Raw genomic sequence first — 18,389 nt, forward strand, 5'->3', positions numbered from 1 at the left:
GCTTTTAAAAAATAGAGAGGAAGATTCAAAATGACACAAAACTTACAAAGCACAACATTGTTAAACAACGGAGTTCGCATGCCTTGGTTTGGCATCGGGGTATTTAAAGTGGAAGAAGGTTCGGAGCTGGTCGATGCTATAAAGGCTGCTGTAAAGCATGGCTACCGCAGTATAGATACAGCTGCAATCTATGCGAACGAAAGCAGTGTAGGGCAGGCTATTCAGGAAGCCCTTCAGGAAAATAATCTGTCCAGAGAAGAACTGTTCGTCACGTCCAAAGTGTGGAATGCAGATTTAGGCTATGAAGAGACACGAGCAGCTTATGAAGCCAGTCTGGACAAGCTGGGTCTGGAATATCTGGATCTATATCTGATTCATTGGCCAGTTCAAGGAAAGTATAAAGAAGCTTGGAGAGCGTTGGAATCCTTGTATAAAGAAGGACGGATTAAGGCAATTGGAGTCAGCAACTTCCAGATTCATCATTTGGAAGATCTCATGAAGAATGCTGAAATCAAGCCCATGATCAATCAGGTGGAATTCCATCCACAATTAACCCAAGCCGAGCTGTTGCAATTCTGTCAAAAGAACGACATTCAAATGGAAGCCTGGTCTCCGTTAATGCAAGGCCAATTGCTCGATCATCCGGTACTGCAAGACATAGCGACCAAGTACGGCAAATCGGTGGCGCAAGTGATTTTACGCTGGGATGTGCAGCAGGGAGTTGTCACCATTCCCAAGTCTACCAAGGCGCATCGGATCGTCGAAAATGCCGACATTTTTGACTTCGAACTGACGCGCGAGGATATGGATCGAATTCAGGCGTTAAATGCCGATCTTCGGGTAGGTCCAGATCCGGATAACTTTGATTTTTAAAATTACGTTCATCATGAGACGCCGTTTCCTTCTTCACTGAAGGGACGGCGTTTTGTTTGTGCATGATGGGTCTGGGGCTACAGCAATCCAATCCCGCCATATGGTATTATAGGGTTATATGAAAAGAGACGTTTTGGAAGCTTGTGAATACGAAAAATCACCGGGGGACTTCATGAATAAGACGATTGCAGATATAGCCCAAATGGCTGGCGTATCCAAGAGCACGGTATCCCGTTTTTTGAACGGCGGGTCTGTCAGCGTGGATACGAAACGAAAAATTGAAAAAGTGGTTAAAGCCACGGGCTATGTGCCCAATGCCTTTGCCCAGAGTCTTAAGGCGAAGCGGACCAACATCATCGGCACCGTTGTGCCGCGTCTGGATTCTTTTGCGACATCTCATACGCTGATGGGGATTGATGAGGAACTGCGTTCTCAGCATTATCAGATGCTGATCTCTAATACGAGCCAGGATGTACAGCGTGAAATCGAAGCCATTTATGAGCTGGGAAGACAAAAGATTTCGGGCATCATTTTGCTGGCTGCTCAAATTACAGACGACCATCTGGCCGCGATTCGTGACATTGGTATTCCGGTGTTGCTGGTGGGCCAGCAGCACGAGCAGCTTCATAGTCTTATCCATGATGACTATCGTGCAGGATATGATATCGGCACGTACGTTTTGTCACAGGGACACCGCGAAATTGCCTACGTTGGTGTTACTGAAAAGGATGTTGCCGTCGGTGTGCAGCGCAAGGAGGGCTTTAGGCAGGCTGTTCGCGATGCAGTGCCTGCTGAGTCTCATACGGACGATGCGATGCGAGCAGCAGGGTATGATATCAGATACTATGAGACCGGATTTAAAATGTCCGATGCACGGATTGCTGCATCCGCCATTTTGGACCATTTCAAGCCGTCGTTAATGGTGTGTGCTACGGATAATATCGCGCTGGGCGTAATCAATGCGGCTTATTCCAGAGGGATTGTCATCCCGTTGGATTTGTCGGTAACTGGCTTTGGGGGATACGATATTACGGAGGTCATTCACCCTGCCCTGACAACCGTTCAATATCCGTATATGGAGGCTGGACGTGTAGCAGCGCAAAATATTATGCGGCTGGTAGAACATAAATCGGTAGAAAAAGTGACGGTCATGAATTATTCTCTTATCGAAAGAGAAAGCGTTGACAAACGCTGAACAAGTGGATTATAATTTCTACGAAACCGGTTCCATAGCATTCGAGCACAAATGGAATCGGTTGCAAATCCATGGATGAGCATTTTTTTTAATCGTATAGGAACCGGTTCCGATTAAATATTTTTTTCATTAATTTGGAACCGGTTCCTGAAGAGAAGTTTTAATAAAATGAGGTACAACTATGAAAATGACAAGAGAACAAAAGTATCGAATGATCGAGCAGGCAGAGCCCGGTGAAATAGCCGGCTTGGAAGAGAAAGTGGAGCAATGTCACTGGCGGCAGGCGTTTCATATCCAGCCACCGACCGGTTTGCTCAATGACCCCAATGGATTTTCTTATTACCAAGGTGAATACCACTTGTTTTATCAGTGGTTTCCGCTCGGAACGGATCATGGGATGAAATACTGGTATCATCTGAAATCCAGAGATTTGGTCACATGGAATAGTGCGGGCATTGGGATCGCACCGGGGGACTATTTTGATTCGCATGGGGCTTATTCCGGCAGCGCACTGGAGCATGAGGGTAAGTTACACATGATGTATACAGGGAATACACGAGACGAAAACTGGATTAGACATCCTTATCAATGCATGGCTGTTATGGATGAGAACGGTCACATTACTAAATGGGAGCATCCTGTTATTGCCAATGTGCCAGAAGGCTATACAGACCATTTTCGTGATCCCAAGCTATGGAAAGACGGCGATAGCTTTTACTGTGTGATTGGTGCCCAGAGAACGAATTTAACAGGCTGCGCGGTCCTCTACCGATCAACTGACCTTCGTACGTGGGAGTTTGAGGGAGAATTGTGCACAGGCCTGGAGTCGTTTGGCTACATGTGGGAATGTCCAGATTATTTTGAACTGAACGAAGCGGGAGTCTTGATCTTTTCTCCTCAGGGCTTGGAGCCTTCTGGGGATGAAAATCGCAATATTTATCAATCGGGCTATGTAATCGGCAAGCTGTTGGATACCGGAACAAGAACACTGGAGCACGGTGCATTCCACGAGCTCGATAGAGGCTTTGACTTCTATGCGCCACAGACGATGATTGACCCACAGGGGCGGCGTATTATGGTGGCATGGATGGGCCTGCCGGATATCGAATATCCCACAGATCCGAACGGATGGGCTCATTGTCTGACATTACCAAGGGAGCTTACGCTTCATGAGGGCAAACTCTTGCAGCGGCCGATCCCTGAGCTGACTACGCTGCGTAGAAATCGTGAGGATCGGGTAGCTGACACGTTATTCTCAGAGAGCAAAACCTATGAAGGATTTACAGGTACGGCCTATGAGCTGATTTGTGAGGTAGATCTTTTGAGCACTAAGGTGTTTGGTATTGAATTCCGTGCGAGTGAGACTGAGAAGACGGTGATTAAATATAATGCCGTCAGTCGCAAACTTGTATTGGACCGTTCGCAATCAGGTGAGCCTGTAGCCACTTCGTATGGTGAGGTACGGCAGTGTTCATGGGATAAGGATCATATCAAACTACATTTGTTTGTAGATGCGTCTTCAGTTGAGATTTTCGTCAATGATGGGGAAGAGGTGTTCACCAGTCGTATTTTTCCGCATCCAGAGAGTGACGAAATACGCTTTTTTGCCGACAAGGGAGAGGCTCTCTTCCAGGCGGTAAAATGGGATTTTACATGAGTAGGCTAAAACATCAAGTGGTTCGTTAATCATCAAACATAACGGAATGAACGAGGGGATGAACATCATGGCGGAAAACAGAGAAATAGCTAAAGAAGTGATCCAGGCAATCGGTGGGCAAGAAAATATTGCATCTTTTGCTCATTGTGCGACGCGCTTGCGGATTATGGTGCATGACAAGGAGAAGATTGATCAGAAAAAAGTTGAGGAGATCGACAAGGTCAAGGGTGCTTTCTTCAATTCCGGGCAATATCAGATTATTTTTGGTACAGGTACGGTAAATCGAATTTTTGAAGAGGTCGAAAAGCTTGGCGTGACCGGTTCATCTAAAGAAGAGGTGAAGAGTCAGGCGAAAAAGGAAGGCAACGTCTTCCAACGCTCCATTCGTACCTTTGGCGATGTGTTTGTACCCATTATTCCTGTGCTGGTTGCTACGGGGCTGTTCATGGGGCTACGTGGCTTGCTCACTCAGCCGCAAATTCTCGCTCTACTCGGCATGACGCCACAGGACATTTCACCCAATTTTCTATTATACACACAAGTATTAACGGATACGGCCTTTGCTTTTCTTCCAGCGTTAGTCGCATGGTCAGCCTTTAGAGTATTCGGCGGTAGTCCAGTGCTGGGTATCGTTCTCGGTCTGATGCTGGTAAACCCGGCCTTGCCCAACGCTTATAGTGTTGCGGACGGCTCAGCCCATCCGTTGACGATGTTCGGGTTCATTCCTGTAGTGGGCTATCAAGGCTCGGTATTGCCAGCTTTCTTCGTGGGCTTGATCGGAGCCAAGCTGGAGCGGGCACTGCGCAAACGGGTACCTGAAGCGCTAGATCTGATTCTCACACCGTTTTTAACACTGTTGATCATGATCACTTTGGGATTGTTTGCCATCGGTCCGATTTTCCATTCACTCGAAGAATGGGTGCTTCACGGAACAACGTTTGTACTGGATTTGCCTTTCGGTATTGCAGGGATTGTCATCGGTTTCTTGCATCAGATTATCGTCGTTACAGGTGTGCATCATATATTTAATTTCTTGGAGATTCAACTGCTTGAAAAGAACGGCGTAAATGCCTTTAACGCCATCATTACCTGCGCTATGGCTGCTCAAGGTGCTGCCTGTCTGGCGGTTGGGCTGAAAACGAAGAATAGCAAGCTGAAAGCGTTGGCACTTCCTTCCTCGTTGTCTGCTTTTCTGGGGATTACGGAGCCGGCTATTTTCGGAGTCAACCTGAGATACATGAAGCCTTTTGTTATGGGTCTTATCGGTGGGGCGGTTGGCGGTTTTATCGCTTCTGTCTTCCATTTGGCGGCTACAGGCATGGCAGTTACGGTCATTCCAGGCACGTTGCTCTACATGAATCATCAGCTTCCGCTTTACATTTTGGCGAACTTGGCTGCTATGGTTGTAGCCTTTGTCTTGACCTGGATGTTTGGCTATAACGATAAAATGTTGGAAGAGGTCAAAACAGCGGGTTCCTCCAATTAACACCAACCAAGTAATGCGAATACACGCAGATTTATACGCGTAATTATAAATATGATGGTCGTTCTATATGGAACGCTCTTGGTCCCTAATCAAAAAGGACTACTAGAGCAGGGTTCCAGGTAGAACGACCATTTTTATTAACTGAGGATTTTGCAAAATCCTGTAACTATGAAATTCTGTTCTAGACCATCCAACTAAACAATCGAAGAGCGTTCATCCAGAAATTCGGACGGCGAGCAGCCTGTCAACCGTTTGAAGATCCGATGAAAATAGGAAACATCACTATATCCCACATACTCCGAAATTTCACGAATCGTTAGCCGGGACTCGGTCAGCATGTAGATGGCGGTTTTAATACGTTGCGTATGTACATGCTCGCTGATCGTTTGGCGTGTTACCTCACGCAGCAGCGTCGCGGCATAATTGGGGGTTTTACGGATGGCGTCGCCAAGCTCCTCCTTGGTTACCTTTTCACGGTAGTGGTTCTGGATATACTGTTTCATATGTTCCACATGTCGCTCTCGATCGCAAGAAATGGCGCCTTTGTCCCATTCCTGATTCATATATATCATTGCCTCGGTCAGCAGACAGTCAGCCATCAGGGTGTAGTAGCTTGGGTGTTCAGTCCATTGATAGTACATCGATTTAATTCGTTCATGCAGCATATCGTAGCATCCAGGTTTGATCAACAACGGCTTGTCAGTATTCAGTATGGGAAGTGTGCTGTTCGTACATGTTTTGCGGCAATGTATCACATACTTGGTATGAAAAAGCGTAGGAATGCTCTTGCCATAGTAATCCAGATGACCGGGTAAAAGCAGTGTTTCACCCTTACCGAGAATGAATTTGCAATCGTTCACCCAATATACACATTTGCCAAAGGTGACCAAAATGAACAGTAAGTCATCGTTGTGGCTATTTGCACCAGCCTTTTCATACCAGTCCACACCGTTATCCTGCCGTATATCTATCAATGTAATCACGAAACTCACTCCCCGATGTCTTCAACTTTCGTTATACTGTAGTACATTCATCATACTATAGTTCATAGTCTTGGTACACGGGTACAGGTAGAATAGAGCTATATAAGTTTAATGTAGATAGAGAAGCAAAGTGGAATAGAAAACCATACAGTAAAGACATTCAGGAGGATGACATTACTATGCTTAAAACGAAAATTATTTGTACTATGGGACCTGCCTGTGACTCCATTCATTTGCTAAAAGAAATGATCCAGGCTGGTATGACTGTAGCCCGCTTGAATATGGCTCACGGGGAGCTGGAAGATCACGTTAAACGTATCGAAAATGTGCGTCAGGCTGCGAAGGAAATGAATACCTTTATCCCTGTCATGATGGATATTAAAGGGCCAGAAATACGGATTGGCAAGCTGAGAGAGGCATCTTGTCTGTTGAAACCAGGTAGCCAGCTCATTCTGACCACAGAAGAGATTCTAGGGGACGAGCATCGTATTTCAGTGAATTACCCGGATATGCCGAAGGACATCAAACCAGGCGACCGCATTCTCATTGACGACGGTTTGGTTGATCTGACTGTAACCTCCATCGAAGGTACGGAAATGATTTGTAATATTGTAAGCGGCGGTATTTTGAAACCGAGAAAAGGTGTAAACCTGCCAGGGATTCATACGACCCTTCCAGGCGTGACGGAGCGAGATGTGAGGCACATCCAATTTGGGGTGGAGCAGCGTGTTGAGCTTATTGCGGCTTCTTTTGTGCGTAAAGGCGACGATATCCGTGAAATCCGTGAGATTTTGAAGGGACATCATGCTGAGCATGTACAAATTTATTCCAAAATTGAAAATGCTGAAGGCATGGAAAACCTGGATGATATTATCGAAGCTTCCGATGGCATTATGGTAGCCCGTGGCGATCTGGGTGTCGAAGTGCCGATTCAAGATGTGCCTGTGATGCAAAAAGAAATGATCGACAAGTGTAATCTGGTCGGCAAACCCGTTATCGTAGCTACCCACATGCTGGAATCCATGCAGGTGAACCCGCGTCCGACGAGAGCCGAAGTTAGTGACGTGTTTAATGCCGTTATGCAAGGAGCCGATGTTGTTATGCTGTCGGGCGAATCAGCTGCGGGTAAATATCCTGTCGAGTCTGTACGGACCATGGCCGCTGTAGCTGCCAGAGCAGAATCGCAATTCGATTATCAGGAGCAGTTTGATAAGCGCAGAGCACGTCAAAGCACCAACATCACCGAAGTGATTAGTCAGGGTGCGGTGAGTTCGTCCCTGGAGCTGGATGCGAAAGCAATTATTACATCGACTGCCAGCGGATTCACGGCACGTATGGTATCCAAATATCGTCCGAAGGCACCTATTATTGCGGTTACTCCGAACAATACGGTATTCGCTAAAATCTGCCTGTTATCCGGCGTATTCCCGATCAAGGGGGATAAAGTAGCAACAACGGATGAAATGTTCGAATCCTCCATCCGTAACGCGCTGAATGCAGGATATATCCATAAAGGCGATACTGTAGTCCTGTCAGCAGGTGTTCCTGTCGCTGAGGCGGGCACCACTAACTTGATCCGAGTATATCAAGTGTAATTTACAACCAAATATAGACAAGCCAAAAGGCGCTGGCCCCCATGGGTTCAGCGCCTTTTTCACATTCTGTCATGTCACTAACTTACAGCCCGAACACACTTTTAGCAACGACCTGTGTCAATTCTGCCTTATGGGCTTGGTATTGCTCAGGTGTAATGCTCTTATTGGCCAGTCGTTGATCCAACTGCTCCGTTAACTGAGCTACCTGTAAATCAACGACAGCCTGTGCGTCCTGTTTATTGGTTTGTGCAATATCTGCCAAGGTTTGACCGTTATATAACGCATCATACAATTGCTCATCCGAGGATGCGCCCAGTGTTTTCAAAAGTTCATCATCCTTGGAAGCTTCATTATCCTGTACCTGAGGGGCTCTCTCTGGAGCCAGTGTAGCAGCATTAGCCCGACTTCCCCAAGTAGAAGACTGCCCAATAGATAACGCCAGCAACAGTGTACAGATGACCATAATTCGTTTTCGATTCATGAGTGTAAATCTCCTTTGTGTTCATTCAATTTCTGACAAGGTGGAGCCTTATATGGATATCCAACGGGAGTAATGTTTATGCCTTTAGCCGATCCGGCTTATGTAGTTACCAGATTCTAATATACATCATACACACCCAATCTTAGCGCCAGCTTAATACTCGTTTAAAATAAACTAAAAGAGGAGGATGTAAACAGGTAAAGCAAAAAAAATTCACGGATACGAATAATGGATGTGATTTACCCTTTGGATTCTGCCCTTTTCTTTGACCACATTGTTCGTATCCCATGAATACAGAGCATCTGCTCCGACTTATTTTCGCTGTGCTGGATTGGCGGCTTTTTAACTTTGTTAGGGGAGAGGCGGATATGAAAAAAACCTCCTTCACAAAAGTGAAAGAGGTTTTGAGACATCTACAACTATTACAGTTTAGGGTTTTTTCCATACTTATTGTCGCTAGGCTGACTGTCTTGGCATGTGAATACAATCAAAATAATTGACCCTACCAGAGGAATCAGAGCGATTAGAATCCACCATCCGCTTCTGCCTGTATCATGCAGTCTACGGGCCAGGACGGCCAAGGATGGCAGCAGGACAGCCAAAGAATAAATGTAAGTCAATATCGGTGATAAGCCTACAAGACTATCGATTAGACTGATTACAAAGCTAACGATTACACTAAATAGGATAAACATCCAATACTCTGTACGTCTTGCTCTACCTTGAAATCCTACATAGTTTTTTAATGCGTTTAAATACCATTGCATATATTTTTCACCTCCTTATAAAATCTAAATGTTTCTATACACGTAAAATTGTTCTTTTAGGTATATCGGCAGGAAACATATAGAATTTTAGTTGTAAAATTATAACTTTAAACTAGAAATTTACGCAATACATTTATTAATGTTAATAGTTCGATGAATAATTTATAAAAACATAAAATTACATATTGAATTTTCCATATCCATTGAATAATATAGAGGTACGGTTAACCGCCAGGTTTGAATCGTCCTTCTTAACAGAAGGTGCTTTTATTTTTCAAATCAATTGAAAGCGCTTTAATGCGAAATAGGAGGGATGACTAACATTAAATTCGAGGGTGAAGAAGTTAATACAAACATAATCCTGACCGCTTTCTCAATATTTTTTTATGTTATCAGGGATGTTCAAAACGAGAGGAGATTGATTTATGAAGCAATCATTTGTTCGTAAAGTAACGGCAGCTTCACTCGCAGGTGCGCTGTTGTTGCCTGCTTCTTTGGTAGGCGCGGAGCCAACACTCAATTCAGATACAGATGGAATTCAAAATGTAGGGCAAACTTCCCTTCAAGCTCAAGACCTAGAAAACTTTTCAATTCAAAGTAAAAAGGCTGTCTCTTTCAAGGAGACTTCCGTACATGATCCATCCATTCTGAAAGTGAAAGACACATTTTACATTTTTGGCTCACATCTGGCGGCTGCCAAGTCCAAAGACCTCATGAATTGGGATACGATTGCTACAGGAGTGGCGAATGGTAATGCATTGATTCCCAATGTCAAAGATGAATTAAAGGAAGCACTGGATTGGGCGCAGACGGACACGCTGTGGGCAGCTGATGTCATTCAACTGGCAGATGGCAAGTTCTATATGTATTATAACGCTTGCAAGGGTGACTCACCGCGTTCAGCGATGGGCCTAGCAGTTGCTGATAAAATTGAAGGGCCTTATAAGAATAAAGGAATTTTTCTAAAATCCGGCATGTGGGACCAACCGAGTGAGGATGGGACGATCTATGATGCAACCAAGCATCCGAATGCCGTGGACCCGGACACCTTTTATGATAAAAACGGCAAGCTGTGGATGGTATATGGCTCTTACTCTGGAGGCATTTTTATTTTGCAGATGGATGAAAAAACAGGGAAGCCGCTCCCTGGTCAAGGCTACGGGAAAAAGCTGACAGGCGGTAACCATGCTCGTATGGAAGGGCCATACATACAATACAGTCCGCAAACGGACTACTATTACTTGTTCCTGTCCTATGGTGGATTGTCAGCGGATGGCGGATACAACTTGCGGGTGGCTCGGTCTAAAACACCGGATGGCCCTTTCTACGATGCTGAAGGCAATGATATGATCAAGGTCAAGGCAAATCCTGATAAACCACTTTTTGATGACGCTTCCATTGAACCATACGGTGTCAAACTGATAGGTAATTACCTGATTCCAAGAGAAATTGGTGATCCGGGTACTGGACTGGGTGCAGGCTATGTGTCGCCCGGACACAACTCGGCTTATTATGATCCCAAGACGAAAAAGCATTTTGTCATTTTCCATTCCCGTTTCCCGGGGAGAGGCGAACAGTATGAAGTGCGGGTACATGAAATGTTCATGAACGCTGACGGTTGGCCTGTGGTTGCTCCTTATCGTTATTCGGGAGATGAGGATTCACTGAAAAAGCTGTCAGAAAAGGATGTCCTCGGTCAATATTCGTATGTAAATCACGGGAAGGAAATATCGGCAAATATTAAGCAAGCCGTTAACGTCAGTCTGGATAGCGGCGGCAAGCTGTCTGGTGGAGTGAACGGTACATGGAAGTTGGGGGCAGGCAATCAGCTGGAAATTACAGCAGAGGGTACGAAGTACAAAGGCGTATTCCTGCAGCACCGTGATCCAGACACAGGTGCCAAGACGCTTGCTTTTACCGCGTTGTCCTCCAAGGGTGTTGCGGTATGGGGTTCGCTAAAGCCTGACCTGAAGGCCAGCAAGATTGTAGCTGCTGTGCAGAAGGATCTGAGCCTGGGCGATACGAGCAATGTTCTTTATAATCTGACGCTACCTACTCAAGCAGCACAAGATACCACTATTTCATGGGAGTCCACCCACCCGGAGAATATTTCTGTGACAGGTGAAGTATACCGTCCCGATGCCGGTTCCCAGCCTGTAGCAGTTACATTGACGGCGACCATCAAAAAGGACAAAGCCACAGCTAAGAAAAGCTTTACAGCCATTGTTCCCGGGCAGGCCCAAGGTTCTCAGCTTGCACGCTATTCGTGGAGTGAAGATCAAGGAACTTCGGTAGTCGACAGCACATACAATCATTTCGATGGTAAGATCTATGGTGGTGCCGCATGGGATAAAGACGGGAAGCTTGGCGGTGCTCTTGTCCTGAACGGCAAGGATGGTTACGTGCAGCTACCAGCGACGGTAACGGATGCGAAGGATTTTACCTTTTCCGCTTGGGTGAACTGGAAGGGCGGTGCAGCTTGGCAACGGATTTTTGACTTTGGCAACGGCCAAGCCCGGCATATGTTCCTCACCCCTTCCCAAGGAAGTGGTGTGCTCCAGTTTACAATCCATGAGGGTACGGATCAAAGCTTGCTTTCCAAATCATCATTACCTCTAAACCAGTGGACGCATGTAGCGGTTACACTGGAAGGGAATACAGGGAAGTTGTATGTAAATGGTGAGGAAGTAGCTGTTAATGACAGCATTACCTTCAATCCCGATGAGTTGCTGACGAGCGAGGCTTATCTCGGCAAAAGCCGTTTTGCCGCCGATGCTTACTTCAATGGCAGCCTGGATGAAGTTCAATTGTATAACAAAGCGCTGACAGCAGAGGAAATTAAAGCACTGGCAGAATTGTAGTTCAAAATGAGCAAATAAACGCAGGAGATGAGCTTTTAGTAAGAAGTTCGTCTCCTGCACAATGTTTTGTATATTTATTTCTTGATTGCTGGTATAATAAGAAGCAACTGCGGATATAATGTTTTAAGTAGGCGTTAATGACTCACTCCCTTCGAATGAACACAGCTTTGAAGTTCGCAATAGAGAACATAAGCACTCTGCATAAATTAAATTCACCAGTGCTTGCGTTTTCAATACACTTATGGTAATATGAGTATATTGAAATTGTGACCTGAGATTCGCATATTGTAGAGGGCTATTGTTTTAGGTTGAAATAACCTTGTGCAATATGTGAATTTTTATTTGTAAAAAATAAAGGTCATATAAATACATTTTGGAGGTAATTCCATGCAAACAGGTACAGTAAAATGGTTTAACGCAGAAAAAGGTTTTGGTTTCATCGAGGTTGAAGGTGGAAGCGACGTATTCGTACACTTCTCCGCAATCCAAGGCGACGGCTTCAAATCTTTGGACGAAGGCCAACGCGTAGAATTCAACGTAGTTGAAGGAAACCGTGGACCACAAGCTGAGAACGTTGTAAAACTGTAATTTAAAATTACAGCCTACTTCAGATGCCCCGAACATAGCGTTTGGGGCATTTGTTTTTATCTGTTCACAAGACCGTTTTTGAACTGATTACATCTTATCGCTTTATAAATCATGAAGAAAGAGGGATGTTTATGTACAATTCACGGAAAAAGCCAATGGATGAGATTCCTGAGGAAATTACAACTGTCTGGAATTGCGCCAGCGATACATGTAACGGCTGGATGCGGGATAACTTCGCTTTTTCTGTCGAGCCGACATGCCCCATTTGCGGTTCTGCCATGGTGAAGGGCGAGAAAAAGCTGGCAGTTTTAAATAATACGAGCTTCAATCATACCAAACAATCCTAAGCGGATAAATGTTTGTAGTGAAAGATGCCCCATAGCCATTAACGGCGCTGAGGCGTCTTTTTGTTTTTTATAAATATAAATTATACATAAGAATGAACAGGCTTTCAATTATGGTGTGTAGGATGGGGCTAGTATGCTCAGTAAGATAGAATTAAATTCAGGTAGCGCTTCGTAGAATACACCGTGGCCGCTACGTTCGAAAGGAATAAGCTTTGATCCGGCGATTCCTTTTTGAGTTTGGACAGCCAGGGGGAAAGGACAGACCCGATCCAGCTTGCCGTGTAGAATCCAAGTAGGCACGTGTATACATGGCAAATCAGGACGCAAATCAGAGTCACGTAGTGAATACAAAGTACAAGCCATGCTATGAACTGAAGCCGCAAAGCCCTGATCACGTAACCAGTCGCGTAAGCTCTGGCTGACGGGATTGGCAAACAACATTTCGCCAAAAGAAGTTACCAATTGTGGGCGATCTGTATAGGCTTGTTTGATGAGTTTATCTACCTCTGTGACAGGAGTACCATAAGGGAAGTCGCTGGTTGGCGTGAACCGGGGTGTAGCTGCTCCGATTAAGATCAACTGATTGACGCCAAATCCCCGGTGCCTGCTCATGTAGCGTGTGACTACAGCTCCCCCCATGGAAAAACCGATCAGCCGTACCTGATTTAACTGTAGCGCCTGCATAACAGCCAGCAGATCGTCCGCCAATCGATCATAATGGTATCCATGCCATGGTCGATCAGACTTGCCGAACCCCCTAAGATCAACCTGAATACAGCGATACCCGTAAGCAGGCAACAAGGCGACCTGGTATTCGTACATTCGGTGATCCAGCGGCCAGCCGTGCACCATCAGAACAGGGATGCCTTCTCCAATATCCTCGACATACAGCTTCACGCCGCGTTCCACCTCAATATAATATCCCATCGTGTTCACCCCTCTAGAAATCACGTCATTTCATTCTCTCTCACATATATGTAGCCAGGGCTTAGCTCATTCGAAAAAGGGATGAGTCTGTCACGATATAAGCATATAATATGTCAACAAATGTATGTCATCCTGTATAGGGATAGGATATAATTATGGAATGAAACAGCATCGGGAGAGTGGAACAATGACACCATCAAAAACATTAAAATGGATTACAGGCGGATTGGAGCTATTTTTAGCTATTCCTGTTTTGGGCGGGCTGCTCATCGTAAATTCCGCGTATACTATATTGTTCTTTATGCTGATTTTCCACATTGTTACGTTGGTGCTATCGGTGACGAATAGAGAGTCTTATTATGGATCTATTTTAGGGATCGTGACCTCGGTTATTGGATGGATTCCGATTGTGGGCTGGTTGATGCATTTGCTCTCAGGTATATTTTTGATGATTACCGCAGCTCAGCAGCCGCGTGATCAGTATCGCAATCGCAATCCTTATGATGATTATCGCTACTAGGGGATGTGTGGCGATGCAAAGATGAAAGATCCTGTTGAACAGGGTCTTATTTTATTTATGAAATCTCCTCATGATTATGGTGTTGTAGTATTTGCCATCTGAAAGAACCTTATCGTTTTTTAATAACCCTTCGATTTCAAATCCATGTTTTTTATAAAGCTCAATGGCTTTATCATTCGTTTCCAAAACTTGTAGAGTTATTTTCTTGATGCCATTGGAGTCAGCCCAGGAAATAGATTTTTTTAAAAGATTCGTCCCGATCCCGTAACCCCAAAAATCCTTTAGTACACATACGCCGAATTCAACTTTATGAGAGAATCTGCTCAGAACATGGCCCTCACATCTTGAAAATCCGACGATTTTTTCATGAACTACCGCAACTAAAAATAGGTTTCTGTTATTCTCTGTATCTGATTCAATGAGCTGTTCAAAACCGGATGTACTTATAAACGCTTCTCCCTTCTCTCTATCTAAATTTTCAGTTTCTCCATCAATCAGCAAGCGGATTTCAGACAAATTCTTCGCATCTTGAATTATGGCTGATCTGATCGTATAGTGTATTCCTTGCACATCAAATTCCTGTTTATTTATTTTCATTACATTCTCCTTATTATGAATTAGAGTGAAAAATGACCTCTGGATCATGTTAGTCTACCACATATTATCTTGTTTACATGACAAATAAGCCTGTCTCCTTCTGTTGTATCGCAGCAGGGGACAGGCCTAATTGATTTCTCTATCCGTACAGGGAAGCCGGATGGAGATCTATTATACAAGCTACAGCTTTTGGAAAACGGAAGTTGTGGCTATTTCTGCTTAGCAGAGGCTTTAGCTGCATTGGTTTGAGCAGGAGCCTTGGCTGCATCTCCTTGAGCAGGAGCTTTACCTGCATCCGCTTTACCGCCATCTACTGGTGGTTTGGATGGTTTCACGCCATTCACCATATCTGTCATCATTTGCTTCAGATTAGAGACACGTTGGTTATATTCGGTTGCCGTAATCTTGCCGTTTTGTTTTTCCGTAGCCAGTTTCGCTTTCATATCTGAAACCATTACATCAATAACGGAATTTACGCTCACGCCCTGTGCTTTGGCGATCGTAGCCAGGGATTTACCTGCTTTCAACTGTGTATCCAACTGAGTGGAGGATAATTTCAATAATTTCAGGAGAGCTTTGTTCTCAGCGTAGTTACCTCCTGCGATTTTAGGGCCATTAGCATCGCCGGGATTCCCCTTAGGTGCCTGTGCTTTGTCTGCGATGGGAGCCTTCTCAGGTGTAGTTGAAGCAGCATGGGCTGCGCTTGTGGAGTACAGTGCCCCGCCTCCTAAAAATGCCAAGGCCATCGTTCCAACCAAAATTGCTTTCTTGGTGCTCTTCATCTTTATTTTCCACCTTTCGGTTATGGCTTGTTTGGTACGTGATACATCATAAGGGATCAACTTGAATGCTATCTGAGCGCAAGCTGAGCATTTACTGAATGAAATTTGGGTGGCATGACTAAAATTTCAGCTAAAATAAACGTGTATTACGTGTATTAAGTGATATAATACACTACAGGCACGATAGATGCAGCCGATTAGGGGGAAACACCCATGGAAGAACAACGGGTTGGCTCGTTCCGATTTTTAATTGACTTTAGCCAGCCATTATATGAACAAATATTAAATCAAGTACGAAGCTCCATTGCTAAAGGGGAGATCGAAATGGGAAGCAAAATGCCATCTGTTCGTGATTTGGCGCAGGAATTACGCATGAATCCGAATACCGTGATGCGGGCATATCAGGAGCTGGAGCGGGACGGATTGACTGAGAAGCGGCGCGGGTTAGGCACTTATGTTACTTCGTCCAGTGAACGGATTGCCAGCTTTCGGGAACAATTGGCTATAACATATATTGATCAGTTTCTCGGACAGATGAGTAGCCTGGGGTTATCGTGGGAAGATGTACAGCAGTATATACGAAGCAAACAGGCCGGAAATGACAAGGAAGGAGGCGATAAGGCATGACGGAGTCTGTTGTGGTTGCGAATCATCTGGTGAAGCAATACGGCAGTAAAAAAGCACTGGATCAATTAGATGTCATCATTCCGGCAGGACGTATTGTAGGCGTGCTTGGACCCAATGGCTGTGGGAAGTCCAGCTTCTTTCGGGCAATCACCGGATTGATTCAGCCAGATGGGGGCGAGCTTCAGGTGTTGGGCCGACAGCCTGGTTGGGAAACCAACCGGGATATATCCTATCTTCCTGACCGGGCACGCTGGTACCCCAATCATACAGTTCAGCAGACGCTGGAATGGGGGAAGTCTTTTTTGCCTGGCTTCAATATAAAAGACGCGTATAAACTTGCTGATCATATGGACGTCGAGCTGGAACTTAAAATGACTGGGCTGAGTCGCGGACAGGAGGCACGTGTGCTACTGATTTTATGTCTGGCACGTGAGGTTCCACTCATGATCCTGGATGAGCCGTTTGCGGGTATTGATGTCCTCTCCAGAGAGGCGATTGTAGCCGGGATTATTGATTATTTGGAGGGTCGGCAGCAGTCGATACTCATTAGCACGCATGATATTCAGGAAGTGGAAGGCTTGTTTGACTACACGGTCATGATGGACCACGGACGGACCATATGGTCTGGTGATTCGGATGATCTGCGTGCAGAGCATGGCTCGCTGAATCAGGTGTTCCGCAATTTGTACAAAAAGGAGTGGAAGGCGTGAATTCATCAGGGCTGTTCAAAGATTTGATACGCCATGAATTTCGAAATAAAGGAAGCTGGAGAAGGCAGGGCCGCAATCGACTACCGAGATCGTGGAGACTCGTGTATTTCTCATTATTTCTAATTGCGGCGTTCGCTATTTCCTTGTACTTCGCACTTCACAACCAGCTCGAATTAACAAGGCTGTGGTATGTCACCCTGGGCCTGCCGTACATGATCATTTTTATGGGTGTGGGAAGCTTGAGAAGAGAATGGGAAAATGACACCTACGGATGGTGGCTGACCCTTCCCTATCCGCGCATATGGCTGATTAGCGCCAAATGGATTGCGGCTATTTTACAAACCATGGTCGTAATATTGCTTCTGTTTGTGGTGGGTTCTCTGTACGCGTTGTTCATCTCATCAACCATACAGCCTTATACGTTTGCGGATGCAGCGTCTTTTATTGTAGTCGGATTGAACTGGTTTGTGATGATTATCGCCTTCACGCCGTTGGTTATTGCGCTGGGTCTATTGACGGCCAGTACCAAATACAGCACCTTGCGGCCGCTTAACCCGATACTGTGGATTCTTTTGATGGGTGGCGGGAGTGTCTTTTATTGGTCGGGCGATCAGGGGCTTTATGAGCAGTTTGACCATGCTCAAACAGGACAATGGTTTCCATTTACCTGGCATTTCCCGATTGCGGTGTTGATGAGTTGGGTTGCTGCATATGTATTAATCCGCTTGAGCGCGTATCTGCTGGAGAAAAAACTGTCGATTTAGGCTAGCGTATCTACAGGATCTATGAGGAAGGAGTTACTACACCATGACGACGATATTTATATATGTATTGATGGCTGTTCTGGTGGGGCTGATGATCTGGTTAAGGACCAAGAGACGAAGGGGACCGGTAAAAGGAAATGGAATCCGGATTCTGCTCCCCTTGTTTATCGCTTTCCCGCTTATGATGATGTCTGTGTACCAATTAATGCATATTCCCGGTCAAACGTACGAGCTCCCCGCCTTTTGGGAACTGCTGGTTGCCGGGCTATTAGGGGCTCTGTTTGGCTATGTTATTTTGCTGCATACAGCGTATGAAAGACGGGATGACGGTCTTATTTATCCCAAGCCGAACCAATATTTTAAATATATTATTATCGCTATTATCTTGATTCGCGTCGTTTTGACTCAGTACCTCAGTAGTTTGGGTACGACCGAAATTAGCATGCTGGCAATTACGATGGCGCTGGTGTATATCTCAATCTGGCGAATCGGGAGCTTTATCAAGTTTCGGAGAACGTTATCCGTATAACAATAGCAATGGGGTTAACACAGCGGCTTACTATTCAAAAAGCGTTCATTCGCTTGGCGATAGGAGCCGCTTTTTTTGTGGTTTCATCATAAATTCATTT

19 protein-coding genes are annotated in these 18,389 nt (G+C 45.2%); 13 read left to right on the top strand and 6 right to left on the bottom strand.

The features are described from left to right. The first annotated feature begins 30 nt into the window (after positions 1 to 30). From ACYCSE_RS10690 to ACYCSE_RS10705, 4 genes are all read left to right on the top strand, one after another. A complete protein-coding gene (locus ACYCSE_RS10690; protein WP_322174105.1) occupies positions 31 to 873 on the top strand; it encodes an aldo/keto reductase in 843 nt (280 codons plus the stop codon). A 172-nt stretch (positions 874 to 1,045) separates the two neighbouring features. Next, the gene (locus ACYCSE_RS10695; RefSeq protein ID WP_069292049.1) at positions 1,046 to 2,068 is read left to right on the top strand and encodes a LacI family DNA-binding transcriptional regulator; all 1,023 of its coding nucleotides are present in this window, start codon (positions 1,046 to 1,048) and stop codon (positions 2,066 to 2,068) included. 181 nt (positions 2,069 to 2,249) lie between these two features. Continuing rightward, complete coding sequence (locus ACYCSE_RS10700; RefSeq protein WP_459702217.1) at positions 2,250 to 3,725, top strand: glycoside hydrolase family 32 protein; 1,476 nt, start codon at positions 2,250 to 2,252, stop codon at positions 3,723 to 3,725. 67 nt (positions 3,726 to 3,792) lie between these two features. Beyond that, entirely contained in the window at positions 3,793 to 5,211 is a 1,419-nt protein-coding gene (locus ACYCSE_RS10705; RefSeq protein ID WP_013308350.1) for a sucrose-specific PTS transporter subunit IIBC, read from the top strand. A gap of 194 nt (positions 5,212 to 5,405) precedes the next feature. On the opposite strand, the gene ACYCSE_RS10710 is transcribed toward ACYCSE_RS10705, so the two are convergent. After that, the gene (locus ACYCSE_RS10710; RefSeq protein WP_459702218.1) at positions 5,406 to 6,194 is read right to left on the bottom strand and encodes a helix-turn-helix transcriptional regulator; all 789 of its coding nucleotides are present in this window, start codon (positions 6,192 to 6,194) and stop codon (positions 5,406 to 5,408) included. Positions 6,195 to 6,373: 179 nt separating this feature from the next. Between ACYCSE_RS10710 and pyk the strand changes: the two genes are divergently transcribed. Beyond that, positions 6,374 to 7,789 carry a pyruvate kinase gene (gene pyk / locus ACYCSE_RS10715; protein ID WP_023986598.1) on the top strand — a complete coding sequence of 472 codons (1,416 nt, stop codon included), beginning with the start codon at positions 6,374 to 6,376 and terminating at the stop codon, positions 7,787 to 7,789. 82 nt (positions 7,790 to 7,871) lie between these two features. Here pyk and ACYCSE_RS10720 read toward each other — a convergent pair whose 3' ends face one another. Together ACYCSE_RS10720 and ACYCSE_RS10725 are read right to left on the bottom strand one after the other, a co-directional pair. Continuing rightward, positions 7,872 to 8,270 (bottom strand): hypothetical protein, encoded by a 399-nt coding sequence (locus tag ACYCSE_RS10720; RefSeq protein WP_459702219.1) that lies wholly within the window; start codon positions 8,268 to 8,270, stop codon positions 7,872 to 7,874. 422 nt (positions 8,271 to 8,692) lie between these two features. Beyond that, complete coding sequence (locus ACYCSE_RS10725) at positions 8,693 to 9,037, bottom strand: DUF805 domain-containing protein (RefSeq protein ID WP_459702220.1); 345 nt, start codon at positions 9,035 to 9,037, stop codon at positions 8,693 to 8,695. A gap of 425 nt (positions 9,038 to 9,462) precedes the next feature. Between ACYCSE_RS10725 and ACYCSE_RS10730 the strand changes: the two genes are divergently transcribed. The 3 genes from ACYCSE_RS10730 (at position 9,463) to ACYCSE_RS10740 (ending at position 12,833) form a co-directional block, all read left to right on the top strand. Then, on the top strand, positions 9,463 to 11,898 hold the full coding sequence (locus ACYCSE_RS10730) for a LamG-like jellyroll fold domain-containing protein (protein ID WP_459702222.1): 2,436 nt from the start codon (positions 9,463 to 9,465) through the stop codon (positions 11,896 to 11,898). Positions 11,899 to 12,285: 387 nt separating this feature from the next. Then, positions 12,286 to 12,486, top strand: coding sequence for a cold-shock protein CspD (cspD, locus tag ACYCSE_RS10735; protein ID WP_013308356.1), 201 nt, complete (start codon positions 12,286 to 12,288; stop codon positions 12,484 to 12,486). Between the two features lie 131 nt (positions 12,487 to 12,617). Next, positions 12,618 to 12,833 (top strand): cold-shock protein, encoded by a 216-nt coding sequence (locus tag ACYCSE_RS10740; RefSeq protein WP_013308357.1) that lies wholly within the window; start codon positions 12,618 to 12,620, stop codon positions 12,831 to 12,833. Positions 12,834 to 12,941: 108 nt separating this feature from the next. On the opposite strand, the gene ACYCSE_RS10745 is transcribed toward ACYCSE_RS10740, so the two are convergent. Further along, on the bottom strand, positions 12,942 to 13,760 hold the full coding sequence (locus ACYCSE_RS10745) for an alpha/beta fold hydrolase (protein ID WP_459702223.1): 819 nt from the start codon (positions 13,758 to 13,760) through the stop codon (positions 12,942 to 12,944). 187 nt (positions 13,761 to 13,947) lie between these two features. On the opposite strand from ACYCSE_RS10745, the gene ACYCSE_RS10750 reads away from it, so the two are divergent. Next, positions 13,948 to 14,280 carry a hypothetical protein gene (locus ACYCSE_RS10750; protein ID WP_061830729.1) on the top strand — a complete coding sequence of 111 codons (333 nt, stop codon included), beginning with the start codon at positions 13,948 to 13,950 and terminating at the stop codon, positions 14,278 to 14,280. Between the two features lie 51 nt (positions 14,281 to 14,331). Here the strand turns inward: ACYCSE_RS10750 and ACYCSE_RS10755 are convergent, their stop codons facing one another. Both ACYCSE_RS10755 and ACYCSE_RS10760 read right to left on the bottom strand, forming a co-directional pair. Further along, positions 14,332 to 14,877, bottom strand: coding sequence for an N-acetyltransferase family protein (locus tag ACYCSE_RS10755; RefSeq protein ID WP_459702224.1), 546 nt, complete (start codon positions 14,875 to 14,877; stop codon positions 14,332 to 14,334). Positions 14,878 to 15,086: 209 nt separating this feature from the next. Then, the gene (locus ACYCSE_RS10760; protein WP_459702225.1) at positions 15,087 to 15,659 is read right to left on the bottom strand and encodes a hypothetical protein; all 573 of its coding nucleotides are present in this window, start codon (positions 15,657 to 15,659) and stop codon (positions 15,087 to 15,089) included. Between the two features lie 213 nt (positions 15,660 to 15,872). Here ACYCSE_RS10760 and ACYCSE_RS10765 point away from each other — a divergent pair, with 213 nt between their 5' ends. From ACYCSE_RS10765 to ACYCSE_RS10780, 4 genes are read left to right on the top strand one after another with little or no spacing between them, the layout of a single operon-like run. Then, positions 15,873 to 16,286: a GntR family transcriptional regulator gene (locus ACYCSE_RS10765; protein ID WP_103048456.1), complete on the top strand. Its 414-nt coding sequence runs from the start codon at positions 15,873 to 15,875 to the stop codon at positions 16,284 to 16,286. Further along, a complete protein-coding gene (locus ACYCSE_RS10770) occupies positions 16,283 to 16,996 on the top strand; it encodes an ABC transporter ATP-binding protein (protein WP_348621246.1) in 714 nt (237 codons plus the stop codon). The genes ACYCSE_RS10765 and ACYCSE_RS10770 overlap by 4 nt, the downstream gene beginning before the upstream one ends. Beyond that, positions 16,993 to 17,760, top strand: coding sequence for an ABC-2 transporter permease (locus tag ACYCSE_RS10775; protein ID WP_459702226.1), 768 nt, complete (start codon positions 16,993 to 16,995; stop codon positions 17,758 to 17,760). The genes ACYCSE_RS10770 and ACYCSE_RS10775 overlap by 4 nt, the downstream gene beginning before the upstream one ends. A 43-nt stretch (positions 17,761 to 17,803) precedes the next feature. Further along, positions 17,804 to 18,289, top strand: coding sequence for a cytochrome c biogenesis protein CcdC (locus tag ACYCSE_RS10780; RefSeq protein WP_235306981.1), 486 nt, complete (start codon positions 17,804 to 17,806; stop codon positions 18,287 to 18,289). The last annotated feature ends 100 nt before the right edge of the window (positions 18,290 to 18,389 follow it).

Source organism: Paenibacillus sp. SEL1 (genome assembly GCF_054602535.1).

Bases quoted from the DNA above. Each gene is read 5' to 3' on its own strand.
- ACYCSE_RS10690 (WP_322174105.1), top strand. From the start codon at position 31: ATGACACAAAACTTACAAAGCACAACATTGTTAAACAACGGAGTTCGC.
- ACYCSE_RS10695 (WP_069292049.1), top strand. From the start codon at position 1,046: ATGAATAAGACGATTGCAGATATAGCCCAAATGGCTGGCGTATCCAAG.
- ACYCSE_RS10700 (WP_459702217.1), top strand. From the start codon at position 2,250: ATGAAAATGACAAGAGAACAAAAGTATCGAATGATCGAGCAGGCAGAG.
- ACYCSE_RS10705 (WP_013308350.1), top strand. From the start codon at position 3,793: ATGGCGGAAAACAGAGAAATAGCTAAAGAAGTGATCCAGGCAATCGGT.
- pyk (WP_023986598.1), top strand. From the start codon at position 6,374: ATGCTTAAAACGAAAATTATTTGTACTATGGGACCTGCCTGTGACTCC.
- ACYCSE_RS10720 (WP_459702219.1), bottom strand. From the start codon at position 8,270: ATGAATCGAAAACGAATTATGGTCATCTGTACACTGTTGCTGGCGTTA.
- ACYCSE_RS10725 (WP_459702220.1), bottom strand. From the start codon at position 9,037: ATGCAATGGTATTTAAACGCATTAAAAAACTATGTAGGATTTCAAGGT.
- ACYCSE_RS10730 (WP_459702222.1), top strand. From the start codon at position 9,463: ATGAAGCAATCATTTGTTCGTAAAGTAACGGCAGCTTCACTCGCAGGT.
- cspD (WP_013308356.1), top strand. From the start codon at position 12,286: ATGCAAACAGGTACAGTAAAATGGTTTAACGCAGAAAAAGGTTTTGGT.
- ACYCSE_RS10740 (WP_013308357.1), top strand. From the start codon at position 12,618: ATGTACAATTCACGGAAAAAGCCAATGGATGAGATTCCTGAGGAAATT.
- ACYCSE_RS10745 (WP_459702223.1), bottom strand. From the start codon at position 13,760: ATGGGATATTATATTGAGGTGGAACGCGGCGTGAAGCTGTATGTCGAG.
- ACYCSE_RS10750 (WP_061830729.1), top strand. From the start codon at position 13,948: ATGACACCATCAAAAACATTAAAATGGATTACAGGCGGATTGGAGCTA.
- ACYCSE_RS10755 (WP_459702224.1), bottom strand. From the start codon at position 14,877: ATGAAAATAAATAAACAGGAATTTGATGTGCAAGGAATACACTATACG.
- ACYCSE_RS10760 (WP_459702225.1), bottom strand. From the start codon at position 15,659: ATGAAGAGCACCAAGAAAGCAATTTTGGTTGGAACGATGGCCTTGGCA.
- ACYCSE_RS10765 (WP_103048456.1), top strand. From the start codon at position 15,873: ATGGAAGAACAACGGGTTGGCTCGTTCCGATTTTTAATTGACTTTAGC.
- ACYCSE_RS10770 (WP_348621246.1), top strand. From the start codon at position 16,283: ATGACGGAGTCTGTTGTGGTTGCGAATCATCTGGTGAAGCAATACGGC.
- ACYCSE_RS10780 (WP_235306981.1), top strand. From the start codon at position 17,804: ATGACGACGATATTTATATATGTATTGATGGCTGTTCTGGTGGGGCTG.